At 44.2% G+C, this 13,131-nt stretch carries 8 protein-coding genes; 7 read left to right on the top strand and 1 reads right to left on the bottom strand.

The window, feature by feature from the left end; all coding sequences use genetic code 11:
• Window positions 1–27 precede the first annotated feature (27 nt).
• The 6 genes from D4T97_RS18670 (at window position 28) to D4T97_RS18645 (ending at window position 10,639) form a co-directional block, all read left to right on the top strand.
• Window positions 28–1,986, top strand: coding sequence for a TRAP transporter permease (locus D4T97_RS18670; RefSeq protein WP_126052284.1), 1,959 nt, complete (start codon window positions 28–30; stop codon window positions 1,984–1,986).
• A 243-nt stretch (window positions 1,987–2,229) separates the two neighbouring features.
• A complete protein-coding gene (locus D4T97_RS18665; RefSeq protein WP_164525639.1) occupies window positions 2,230–4,284 on the top strand; it encodes a sigma 54-interacting transcriptional regulator in 2,055 nt (684 codons plus the stop codon).
• Complete coding sequence (locus D4T97_RS18660; protein WP_126052282.1) at window positions 4,268–5,158, top strand: 5-oxoprolinase subunit B family protein; 891 nt, start codon at window positions 4,268–4,270, stop codon at window positions 5,156–5,158. The genes D4T97_RS18665 and D4T97_RS18660 overlap by 17 nt, the downstream gene beginning before the upstream one ends.
• Window positions 5,155–6,126, top strand: coding sequence for a 5-oxoprolinase subunit C family protein (locus D4T97_RS18655; RefSeq protein ID WP_126052281.1), 972 nt, complete (start codon window positions 5,155–5,157; stop codon window positions 6,124–6,126). The genes D4T97_RS18660 and D4T97_RS18655 overlap by 4 nt, the downstream gene beginning before the upstream one ends.
• Window positions 6,127–6,586: 460 nt before the next feature.
• On the top strand, window positions 6,587–8,635 hold the full coding sequence (locus D4T97_RS18650; RefSeq protein WP_126052280.1) for a hydantoinase/oxoprolinase family protein: 2,049 nt from the start codon (window positions 6,587–6,589) through the stop codon (window positions 8,633–8,635).
• Window positions 8,636–8,680: 45 nt separating this feature from the next.
• Window positions 8,681–10,639 (top strand): hydantoinase B/oxoprolinase family protein, encoded by a 1,959-nt coding sequence (locus D4T97_RS18645; protein WP_126052279.1) that lies wholly within the window; start codon window positions 8,681–8,683, stop codon window positions 10,637–10,639.
• Window positions 10,640–11,079: 440 nt separating this feature from the next.
• Here D4T97_RS18645 and rraA read toward each other — a convergent pair whose 3' ends face one another.
• Complete coding sequence (rraA, locus tag D4T97_RS18640; RefSeq protein ID WP_126052278.1) at window positions 11,080–11,562, bottom strand: ribonuclease E activity regulator RraA; 483 nt, start codon at window positions 11,560–11,562, stop codon at window positions 11,080–11,082.
• Between the two features lie 148 nt (window positions 11,563–11,710).
• Here rraA and D4T97_RS18635 point away from each other — a divergent pair, with 148 nt between their 5' ends.
• The gene (locus D4T97_RS18635) at window positions 11,711–13,123 is read left to right on the top strand and encodes an amidase (RefSeq protein WP_126052277.1); all 1,413 of its coding nucleotides are present in this window, start codon (window positions 11,711–11,713) and stop codon (window positions 13,121–13,123) included.
• The last annotated feature ends 8 nt before the right edge of the window (window positions 13,124–13,131 follow it).

Raw genomic sequence — 13,131 nt, 5'->3', positions numbered from 1 at the left:
CTTTTTAACTCGAAACGAGGTGTTTATATGAAAGAGAAAGAACATTTGGATGCTCAGGAAATATTGGAGAAATACGACAGGGAAAATCAGTTTAGGACCTCCATTGGAAGATGGGCGTGGGTAGTAACTTTTTTAGGGGTCTCTTTAACGATATTTCACCTGTACACGGGTTATTTTGGAACATTGCCTTCCCAAAAGCAGGGAGCTATCCATTTGGGAACAGCCCTTGGAATCATATATTTACTATTTCCTGCAAAAAAAGGAGCGCATAGGATACAAAAGAAAATCCCCTGGTATGATGTGCTTTTGGCATTCACCGCGATGTATGTCACATACCATAAAATCTTCTTCTTTGATTCGATTTTGAAAAGCAGAATTACGGGCTACAGTACGATGGATATCATCATTGCAATCATCGGGATCCTGCTGGTATTGGAGGCGACGCGCAGAACCGTAGGAGTTCCGATTGTCATCGTCGCGAGCGTAACAATTTTATATGCGATATTCGGAAAACATATCCCGACAACAATATTGTCGCATCCGGGCTTTACAGTGGATCGGATTGCGCCCAATTTGTGGTATCAGGAAAGCGGTGTCTTCGGTACGCCGATTCAAATTTCCGCTAAATTCATTTTTCTCTTTTTATTTTTTGGTGTTATGCTCGTACACACGAAAATCGGACAGTTCTTCAATGATCTGGCTTTTTCCCTGACTGGCCGGTTTACAGGGGGAACAGCAAAGACAGCAGTCGTTGCCAGTGCTTTGCAAGGAATGGTTTCCGGCAGTTCCGTTGGAAACACGGTTGCTTCCGGATCGTTCACGATTCCAATGATGAAAAAATCAGGTTTCACTCCGGAGTTTGCGGGGGCAACAGAAGCTTCGGCTTCAACAGGTGGCCAGATTATGCCGCCGATCATGGGAGCAGCTGCTTTTATCATGATGGAATATCTTGGTGTCCCATATTCTACAATCATGCTAGCAGCCATGATTCCTGCTGTCTTATATTTTTCCGGCATTTTCATTGGAACTCACTTTGAAGCGAAGAGATTAAAGATTTTTGGCTTGCCAAAGTCACAGCTTCCTGTATTTAAAGAATTAATGCTCCGGAACGGCTTTATGCTTTTGCCGGTTGTTGTAATGATCGGTACGATTCTATCGGGTTTCACTCCGCAGCGCGCGGCACTCTTGGGAATTATAGCAGTTTTCATAGTTAGTATGATTAGGAAAGATACGAGACTTTCTATTCGGAAAATATTCGAAGTGCTGGAACAAGGGGCGAGAGTGGCCCTTCCGGTCATTGCGGCAGTGGCTACGGCCGGAATTATTGCCGGCGTCGTCAGCATGACAGGTCTAGGAGCGAAATTTGCATCTGGAATTATCGCTTTATCAAGCGGATACCTGATTTTGGCACTTTTCTTCACAATGGTTGCCTGTATCATTCTTGGAATGGGGCTGCCGACTACTGCAAACTACGTGGTTACCGCAACAGTTGCTGCACCGGCTCTTATCAACGAGTTTGGTCTGGCACCGATAGCAGTCCATATGTTTGTGTTTTACTTCGGAATTGTAGCGGACATCACTCCGCCGGTCTGTTTGGCGGCTTATGCCGGAGCGGGGATAGCCAGAGCGAATCCGTTTAAGACGGGAGTTATTGCGGTGAAGCTTGCAATTGCAGCTTTCATTGTTCCATATATATTCATTTACAATCCGATATTAGTTTTAGTAGATGTAACTCCTTTGGCGCTCATTTCCGCGATTGCTACTTCTTTAATAGGAATGGCAGGGGTCAGCAGCGCAGTAGTAGGATTCTATGCAAGAAGCTCATACATGTGGGAGAGAATTGCCTTATTTGCTGGCGGAATCATGATGATCTTTCCGGAAACAATCAGCGACTTTGTAGGAGCGGCCATTTTGCTTGGAATCTGGTTTGTCCAGAAACAGCGAAAAGATGACAGCGGCCATATAAAAACGCAAGTAACCATGTAATTGTAGTAAAAAATCCCTTGATTCACATTTGGGTGGATCAAGGGATTTTTTTACAATGCATTTTGCATTATTGCAAAATGGTTTTCGATAATGCAAAATAATAGATACCCATCATATGATTGCGTTTGCAGAAAACGCTGTCGATTCGTGGAAAAAAGAATGTTTAATTATGTTGGCATGCATCTTGCAATAATGAAAGATATAAAGCATGCCGTCACTTTGAGAAGAATCGGAGGAACATACATGCACTGGGATTGGAAAGGTGTACTGCAGCCTATCGGGCTATTCGTTAATTCTGATATGACGGTGAAAAATGTTTTTGCACTTCTGAAAGAAAACGAGTCTGAGGTCGGCTTCGTATTAGAAGATGAAGAAATAATCGGATACGTGACGACTACATCTTTATTGGACCAGTTGATGGAGGAAGGAGATCCTAACAGACGTATCCAGCCGGAGAAAGACTTTTTGTTTGTTCGGGAAGAGGATGCAGCCAAACATATTCATAATTGTTCCTTGGTCATCGGAGCTGACATATTCCAACAGCCGACAGGCTACGTGTTCATGGACAGGCTGGACCAATACTTGAGCGAGGTTCAATTAAAAAGCTTCAATGATGCACTGAATAGTGCTGAAATGGGCATCGTTACAATGAATCCATCTTTTCAAGTTATTTTCATGAATGAAAAAGCGGAACAGATCCTGGGGATGAAAAAATCAATCATTCAAGGGCGTGATTACCGGCGGTTAATTCGAATGGACACATCGTTCGATGAGGTTCTAAGGGGACAAAAATGGTTCGGTATTGAAAATACTTTTAACTTTAAAGTCATTTCCGGGCAATTTTCTCCTATTTATGAAAACGGTAAAATAACCGGGATTATCCATAACTTCTATTTGAAAGATCAATTGGAAGAGGCTGTGCATGAAATTGATTTCGTCCGTGAAATGAATGAAGATCTTCAGGCAATTTATTCATTATCTAATGAACAAATCCTGGTTACCGATCACAACGGAACAATTACAAGAGTCGCAGGAGCATACTTCAACAATTTTTGGGGAGACATCGAACATGATGAATTAATCGGGATGAATGCAGCAGATTTGGAAAGCAGCGGTATTTTCCAGCCAAACATCATTGCAGCCTGCATGAAAAAGAACAGCAGGGTCATGTTGACCCAAAAGGGTAAAAATGGGACTGTTCTTTCAACTGCAACTCCTGTTATGGAAGATGGGAAAATCAAGAGGATCATCGTCCTTTCTAAAGACGTATCTACTGATGATAAATCATTTGCAAGGGCTGAAGATGCAACTGAGTTCCATAATGAGACAGTAATTTACCGATCCGCCGAAATGAGCATGCTCATGGACGAGGTGAAGTCTGTTGCACCACTGGATTCTACTGTTCTAGTCACAGGAGAGTCCGGAGTAGGGAAAGAAGTGGTTGCCAGGAGTATCCATCAATTAAGCAGCCGATCTTCTGGCTCATTTGTAGCAATTAATTGCGGAGCTATCCCTGAACATTTAATTGAAAGCGAATTATTCGGGCATGAAAAGGGGGCTTTCACCGGGGCAGATTCCAAAAGAGTTGGACTTTTCGAGCAGGGCCATGAAGGAACCGTATTTTTAGATGAAGTTTCTGAACTGCCCTTTGCAATGCAAGTGAAGCTGCTCCGTGTATTACAGGAAAGAGAAGTGATACGAGTCGGCTCTACCGTTCCGATAAAAATCAATGTCAGGGTCATTGCAGCAACGAATAAAAACTTGCGGCAAATGGTTCAAAAAAACCAATTCCGGGAAGATTTGTTTTATCGATTACATGTAGTCCCAATCCAAATACCGGCTTTGCGCAATAGAAAAGATGATATTTCACCCCTTGCCGTCAGTTTTTTAGAAGAACTGAACGACCGCAACGGCTATGAAAAGAAGATATCCACTAATGCGTTAAATTTGCTGGAAAGCTATCAGTGGCCAGGTAATATTAGAGAGCTGAGAAATGTAATCGAAAGATTGATAGTCATTTCAAGAGAAGATGAAATTTCGGAAAAAGATGTTTATCGAGTTTTATGGGAAACAGATTCGAAAGAACAGGGCTTTTTAACGATCAAAGGGATTATACCTTTGAAAAAGGCAGTCGAGGAGACGGAAAAGCAGCTGATCGAGCTTGCGGTAGAAAAATACGGCACCGCAACGGATGCTGCCAAAGCACTAGAAACAAGCATTTCGACCGTTAGCAGGCGGATGAAAAGATTTAATGATGAACGGATGCCGGGAGGTGCAAGCCATGATCTTCTTCTCTGAGACTAAGTTCGATTTTTGTGGAGATGAGTATATTTTTGCCGAAATTTCCCGGGAAATGAAGATTGAAAGTACATTAAAAGCCTTGTCCATTACGAACGAATTAAGCAAGCGCAACATTCCGGGCATCATTGAGATCTATCCGAATAATGCATCCTATCTTGTTAGATATGATCCAAATGTTATATCCCCACATCATTTATTGGATTATTTGCGTGATGTAGACAGGATGAAAAATACAGAAGAAAGCTTGAATGTAGATGCTAGAATTATCGAAATTCCTGTTTTGTATGATGACGAGGAAACAAGGAAAATATCTCTTCAATATTCCCGCCATCATGGAGAAAGCGAAGAATCAAATTTTGATTATGTCATGAAGCTTCGCGGCTTTAAAAGCAGGGAAGAAGTCATCCGGCGCCACTCTGGCCCACTTTATTTAGTGACAGCAATCGGCTTCAAACCGGGAACAGCTTGGTGCTTCCCCCTGAGAGGTACAAAGAGCGAAATGGTGGAAGTTCCAAAGTATAGAAGTCCAAGAGAATATACTCCGGAAAGAGCAGTTGGGCTCGGGGGTGTGTTTACCGTTGTATATCCTTCCGAATCACCAGGAAGCTATCAATTGATCGGGAGGTCTGCTGTTCCTGTATATGACGTTTATCAAAGGCTTGCTCCATTCAAAGAAAGCTTTGTTCTAGCAAGACCTGGCGACTTGTGGAAATATAGACCGGTTTCAAAAGCGGAATATCAAAATATTCGTGAAGAGGTTCTTAATGGGACATACGAATATAAAATAAAACCCGTCTCCTTTTCGGCCACGAAATATGATGAGCTGGGAGCGGAATATATTGAACAACTAAAAGAGGAGTTTGACCGATGATAGAGCTTATACAACCGGGAATTCGCACAACGATACAGGACATGGGGAGAACGGGATTTTACCACCAAGGGGTTCCACCGGCAGGGGCGGCAGATAAATTTTCCTTCATGTTCGGGAACATGCTACTCGGCAACCCTCGACATGTCGCGGCCCTTGAGATGATGGTCAAAGGAGCAACGGTTGAGTTCCGGAAAAAAACGACTGCTGTCGTCACAGGAGCGCAAGCAAAAGTCTTTTTAAACGGTATAGAGCAGCCGATGTGGACAGTTTTTGAGGTCCAAAAAGGCGATTTGCTTAAGGTTGGCAATATCAAAAAGGGACTGTTCAGCTACCTGTGTGTATCAGGAGGGTTTGATGTTCCGGACGTGCTGGGAAGCAAGTCGACTTGCCTGGCCAGTGTCTTTCCCGGAATTACCGGAAGACTGCTGCTTGCCGGAGATGAGATTCCGCTTTCCGAGCCGTTGCCAGGGGCAGTTCAGCACGTAGGAAAAGAATTGATTCGCGAGGCCATCCCAACGTTTGGTAAAACGGAGACAGCGCATGTTGTACTTGGAATCACATGTGATCTGATCCGTGATGAAGGACTAGTTTCATTTTTGAACAGCCATTGGACAATCCAGCCTCAATCAAATCGAACGGCCTGCAGAATGAAAGGCGGCCATATCAGCTACTCAGACAAAGAGCCGCCGTTAGGCTCGGGAGGGACGCCAGGAAATATCGTCGATATTCCCTATCCGATCGGTGCCGTCATCGTACCGAATGAGGAAGAAGTGATCGTTTTACTGAATGATGGCACAGGTGGAGGCGGCTTTGTAACGATTGGAACAATTATTTGGTCAGATGTAAGCAAACTGTCTCAAATGAGACCAATGTCGAAAGTACGATTTCAGGCAATTACAGTGGACCAGGCTATTTCAATCAGACGAGAGAAAGAAAGGCTGATAGAAAAAGTGGCAGCTAGTATATAGAAAAGCGGAGAGTGCCCGTTTAGCGACGTACAAACTGGAGTACTCCGCAATGAGATAAAGGAAACACGGCGACGAAGGAGCCGATGTTGACTTATCGTAGTGAAGGAGTGCGAAGTTTGCTAGTCGCTGGGCGCTGAAGCTGGACAATATAGAAAAGCGGAGAGTGCCTGCCTATCGGCGACAAGCATAAGACAAGCGCTGACGAAGGCGTAGTTTGCCTTCAGATGCGATTGGCTTATGACCTCGAGCCGATGGCACTCGGAGCTGGACAATATAGAAAAGCGCAAGCGCCTGTTTAGCGCTAGTCGCTGGACAAAGAAAATGCACTTCAAAGAAATATACCCAATATTCACTTATTCAAACCTTTCAAAAATCCTTTAAGGTGGTGATGCGTTCGTAAGGGAAAAGTACACCTTGTTATTACACCATGATTAAAAATGATTAATACGGAGGCGAAAGTATGAGTAAATTGACAAAAACAGGCTACCATGTTGCAGTTGACGTTGGTGGAACATTCACAGATGTGTTTGTTTTTGATGAGAATACAGGTGAAATGTATGTAACGAAGACTTCTTCCACGCCATCAAACCCGGAAAAAGGGATTATAAACGGTATTTTAAAAGCTGAATTGACTGGCGATAAAATAAAAATGTTCTCTCACGGAACAACAGTTGGTACAAATGCATTGATTGAACGCAAACTCCCAAAAGCAGCCCTTGTCACAACGAAAGGATTCCGTGATGTTCCGGAAATCCGCCGCGGCACAAAGCTTGATTTATGGGACGCATATAACGATGTGGCAGAGCCATACATCAAACGGAGAGACCGTTTTGAGCTGGATGAGCGTGTCGGGTTTGACGGAGAAATGCTTAAAGAAGTCAATGAAGACGAAATCCGCGAGCTCGCCAGAATTTTAAAAAGGCGCGAAGTGGAAGCAGTTGCCATCTGTTTTATGAACGCCTATGTAAATGCAGAAAATGAGAAAAAGACAAAAGAGATTTTGCAGGCAGAACTTCCTGATGCATATATTTGTACATCTTCCGATACGCTTCCTGAGATTTTCGAACACGAGCGTATGAGTACAACGATTGTAAACGCTGTACTCGGACCGACAATCAGCAAGTATATCAATACTCTTGAAGAGAATATGAAAGATCTTGGATATGATGGCGATATCATCGTTCTCCACTCTGGGGGCGGGGTCATGACATCACAGACAGTTCCTAAATATGCAGCTCGTCTTGCCAGCTCAGGTATTGCTGCCGGTGCTATCGCGAGCAAGCATATCGCCAATATGTGCGGATTCAAAAATGCGATCGGCCTCGACATGGGCGGTACAAGTACGGACATTTCATTAATGTACGACAACGAGCTGCGGATTACGAAAGACTGGTATATCGAGTACGGGTATCCAATCGGCTTCCCAAGTATTGAGATTTTAACAATCGGTGCCGGGGGAGGAAGCATTTCATGGATTGATGACGGAGGTTCACTGCGCAACGGGCCTCACAGCGCAGGGGCAGATCCGGGACCAGCATGCTATGACCAAGGCGGAATGGAGCCGACAAATACGGACGCCAACCTTGTATTAGGACGTTTGAATACAAAGCTGATTGACGGCCAAATGGAATTGGATAAAGACCTATCTGTAAAAGCGATTGAGGAACGAGTGGCAAAGCCATTGGGATACAATATCTATGGTGCTGCAAACGCAATGATCCAAGTTGCAAATGCAAATATGTGTGATGCGCTTAACTTGATTTCTGTACGCCGCGGTTATGACCCACGTGACTTTGCATTGGTTGCATTCGGCGGCGCAGGTGCACTTCACGGTGCTGATCTAGCAAGAGAAATGGAAATTCCGACTGTCATTGTCCCTGCACATCCTGGTGTTGCTGCAGCGATGGGTTGTCTGCTTGTTGACGTCCGTCACGACATTACAAAAACATACTTTGCAGATGTAGCTGATGTGACAAAAGAGGAACTTGAAGCCGAATTCATTGAAATGGAAAAAGAAGCGACAGAATTGTTAGCAGAAGAAGGTATTGAAGAAGAGCAAATGCACCTTATCCGCTATATTGATATGCGTTACGTAGGACAGTGGAGAACATTGTCTGTCACAATCGACCGTCCAATCATGTCGCTGGATGAAGCGATTGAAAGATTCCATCTTGAGCATGAGCGTGAGTTCGCATTTGCCGACAGGGAAAAAGGAATTGAGATCTACGGTATGCGCGTAGAAGCAATCGGTGCAGTCAACAAGCCGGTTTTTGCCAAAGAAGAACCGCAAGGCAACTTGGAGGATGCTATAAAAGAAACACGCCGTGTGTACTTTGAAGAAGCGGGTGGATTGGTTGATTCAACAATCTACGACCGTACGAAAATTCCTGTACTATCCGAATTCAGCGGACCGGCTATCATCGAACAGCTCGACTCGACAATCGTTATTCCGCCTGACTACTCCGTTAAAATTGATGAATATCGCAATATCATCATGAACCGTAAATAAGAGGTAAGGATTGTTTTTATAAAGCTGCGAAAAAGGGGAGATATGATGTTTAATGTGGATACAAAACTCGATCCGGTTACATTTGAAGTTTTAAAAAATGGATTTGTGAACCTAGTTGACCAAATGTCTGAGCAAGTACTCCGTACATGCTACTCATTTGTTATCTATAACCGTGACTTCAGCTCGGCACTCTGTGATGCCAAAGGAAATACGATCATGCAGGGTACACAGGATATTTCCGTTCACGTCGGAACACTTCATTTGACAGCGAAAGCAGTCATCGAAGATTTCGGTGACGATATTCACCCTGGAGATGTATTTATTGTCAATGACCCATACCGTGGAGGAACTCATTTTAACGACACGCGGATTATCCGCCCAGTATTTTATAATGGGCAATTGATTTCCTTTATGCAGGTAAACGGCCACTGGGCTGACATGGGAGGATCTACTCCTGGTTCCTTTGATGTAAACGCTAAAAGCCACTATGGGGAAGGAATGAGGATTCCTCCGCTTCGCATCTGGAGCAAAGGGGTGTATCTGGAAGATGTGGCGAACTTGCTTGTCTCTAATATGCGTGTTCCAGAAGAAAGATTAGGAGACTTGCGTTCCCAGGCGGAAGCAACAAAAACCGGTGAAAGACAATTGATTGCTTTTATCGAAAAGTATGGTCTTGATACAGTATTGACTGCGTTTGAAGAAGTCCAAAACTACGTGGAACGTCTTACGCGCGCAAGAGTGAAAGAACTTCCTGACGGCGTATGGGAAACGACAGACTACATTGACATGGATCCTGAACTTGGAGATGGGTTGATTCCGATCAATGTGAAAATGACGATTAAAGATGATGAGATTTTCTATGATCTGTCCGGCTCTCATAAATATATCGGCTGCTTCCTTAACTCGGCTTTCGGTTCGTCCTTGTCCGCGGCTTATGCAGGAACAAAAACGTTCTTCCCGGACATTCCGTTGAACTCAGGTTTCTATCGGGCCGTCCATGTAGAACTTCCGGAAGATTCGGTTGTAAACGCTCCATGGCCAGTGGCGGTGACAGGTTTCTGTTCAGGTGCCTATGAAAAAATCATGAACGCCTGCTTTGAACTATGGTCAAACGTCATGCCAGAACGCGCTTTGGCTTGCTCTTTCAACTTGGAGTACCTTCTCATTGGGGGGGACGACAAGCGGGAAGGTTACGACAGCTACTTCATGTGGTACGACTGGATGGCGGGCGGACATGGGGGCCGCAGTACAAAAGACGGAGCCAACGCTACTTCTCCAGTATTTGGAGTTGGTCTCAGCATCCAGCCTTGTGAAGGGCAGGAGCGGTTGTCGCCAGTTGTTACAACAAAGCATGAAATCGTAACTGACTCCGGCGGTCCTGGCCAATTCCGCGGCGGATGTGGAGTTGAGAAGGGCGGAATCCTTACAGAAGCTCATGATGCAGTCATGTCTTACTGCTGTGACAGATCCCGCTCGGTAACATGGGGAATTTTCGGAGGACTCCCTTCGACACCACACGGTGTTGAACTGCAAAAAAGCGGACAAGAATCAGAATTCCTTGGAACTATTTTCTCCAATGTGAAAGTCGGCAAAGGCGACTACTTCACACGTCCATCTGCGGGCGGCGGTGGACTTGGCGATCCGCTTGAAAGGGATCCAAAAGCTGTCTTGGAAGACGTTATTGATGAGTATGTATCAATCGAACGTGCTGAAAAGGACTATGGAGTTGTCATCAAAGAGATTGACCGCGAAATCGATCTTTTTGAAATTGACGAAGAAGCAACTGAGAATGCGCGTGAGTTGATCCGTTTGAACCGTCAAAAATGGATTGAGGAAGATCCTGAAACTGTCATGGAGAAATTCCGTAACGGAGAAGTGGACCTTTTAGACTTGATCCGTCGCTACGGAATTATCATCGATCAACAAACAGGCGAATACCTGCCAAAAACAACAGCACAAAACAGGGAAGCGATGAAAAAACGTTCCTTGGCTTACTGGAAATAAGGTAAGCAAAAACGTTGCAAACAGCGACAAACAAAAGCTGAGAAGCCGTCCGGAGGGGCGGCTTCTTTTTGGGTTTTGGAGCTTGGGCTTTTATGGGGAGCACATGTTGACCGGCTATTGAGTCCGTAGTTTTTCAGTTATCGCCAACCTTTATAAAGGAGGGATTTGGAATCAAAATTTTGGTTCGTAGTGACCGTATTTGAGGTTCCATTCCCTTCATAGTGACCGTAAACGCAATTCCCTCGCTTTTATGGGCGCCATGACTCCTTCATGGTGACTGTTAATGCAGTTTCGTCGCCTTTATGGTCACCATGGACACTTTATAGTAACCATAAATCTTAAATTAACCTTAAACATATAATCGTGACTGTGTAGTATTTTTGGGAATCAAACCGTCTTCATGACTCCAACTCCACATTCATGCTGTAACTTCACCATGCTTATACGAGTCTTTGTTCCGAAACAATCACTCCGTCTTCATCCGCGTATACATAATTTCCCGGCTTCCAGGTAACTCCACCAAAATCAAGAGCACCGTCCCGTTTGCCTTTTCCATCTTTTTTGCTCTTCATTGGATGTGTCCCTATTGCAAAAATGCCCACATCAATTTCCGCAAGGTCAGCTGAATCCCTGACGCATCCATTTATGATAACGCCAGTAAGTCCTCTTGAAGCAGCGATGCCCGCCAAGCGGTCCCCCATTAAAGCGCAGTTCCTTGAGCCTTCACCGTCTAAGACAACGACGGAACCGGCAGGCACTGACTCCAAAGTTTTTAAAAAGAGTACGTTATCGTCCAATACCTTCACGGTTTCTATTTTTCCGGAAAAGCGGGATTTTTTTCCAAAGGAGCGAAAATCGATTGTGCACACCTGTACGTTTTCCGAATGATCATCACATAAATCAGCTGTCTTAAAATTGGTCATTTCTATACCTCCTAATCTACTGAGATCTTCTGTATACTTCTCTACTTTAATGTATAACTCCTTTAAATGAAGGGCTTTAAACGATACAATAGTTTTAAACACATAAAATGTAATCGTATTCAATCGTGGTTTTAAGGAGAGTGAGCTAATGGTTAGAGAGCAGGAACTGTTAAACTTAGATATCACAAGTCTCCACACCGAGTATAAAAAAAGGTCCATTTCACCGGTGGAAGTTGTTGAATGGGTATTTAAAAGAATTGATAAATATGCGCACCTGAACGCTTATATAACGGTTTGCCATCAAGAAGGCATGCGTCAGGCAGAGCAGGCTGAAAAGCTTTTTAGAGAGGGGAATGAGCATCACGGTCTGCTTTTGGGTATACCCCTCGGGCTAAAGGATCTGATTCAAACTAAAGGGATTAGAACGACTTCAGGGTCCGGTGTTTATAATAATTTTATCCCAAAAGAAGATGCCACGGTTGTAAAGATATTAAAGGAAAGTGGTTCCGTCATTGTTGGAAAGCAAAACACTCACGAGCTTGCCTACGGTACCACCGGAGACGATTCATATTTCGGGCCTATGCGGAACCCCTATCAACCTGAGAAAATAGCAGGAGGTTCAAGCGGCGGTTCCGCCTCAGCCACGGCTGTCCAGCTATGTTGGGGTTCTTTGGGGACGGATACAAGCGGATCGATCCGTATTCCTTCTGCACTATGCGGGATTGTGGGAATGAAGCCGACATATGGAAAAATCAGCACAGAGGGCATACAACAACTAAGCAAATCAATGGATCATGTAGGACCAATTACACGAACTGTGATGGATAATGCTATCATATTTGATGCGCTTTGCGGTAATTTGGAATCTGCCAAATCAATATCTCGAAGCTTAAGAGAGTCACCGAAGTCTAACCTGAGGAATAAAAAAATAGGTATCCCAGCATCTTATTTCTACGACGAAGTAGATGCAGAAGTGAAGGAAAAGGTGCTCAGTCTGGCAGAGGATTTGGAAAATCTCGGGGCAACTATTATTGACGTTAATCTGGATATTCCTGAAATGAAGGAAGCAATGGAAATAAGCAGTGCGATCGACCGGAGTGAGGCTTACTTGGTACATCGTGAAATTGTTCATGATCCTGGAAGTTTACTGGGAGAAGTAACAAGAAAACGAATCTTGCAAGGTTCAGAGTACCGCGCTTATGAATTCGTGATTGCGCAAAATCTTAAGGAGAAAATAACCACTGAATACCGTCGTGCATTCGAAAAGGTTGATGCATTGTTGACACCGACTGTCCCTATATTACCCACTAAAATAGGTGAGGAAAATATCTCAATCAAGGGAAACACCCAAAGTGTCCGCAGTGCACTCATGCGATTCACCTTTCTTGCAAACTACATTGGAATTCCCAGCATCACTTTGCCATGTGGAATGTCTAAAAGCGGGCTGCCAATTAGTGCCCAATTGATGGGAGGATGGGGGAAAGAAGCAGTTTTGTACCAAATGGCACTTCATTTAGAGAGTGCGTGTAATGTTAAAAAAAATCTTATTGCTTTTACATAAAAAAACCG

The organism is Siminovitchia acidinfaciens (assembly GCF_003605385.1).
Taxonomy (GTDB): Bacteria; Bacillota; Bacilli; order Bacillales; family Bacillaceae_C; genus Siminovitchia; species Siminovitchia acidinfaciens.
This window is presented reverse-complemented; position numbering and strand designations above follow the sequence as displayed.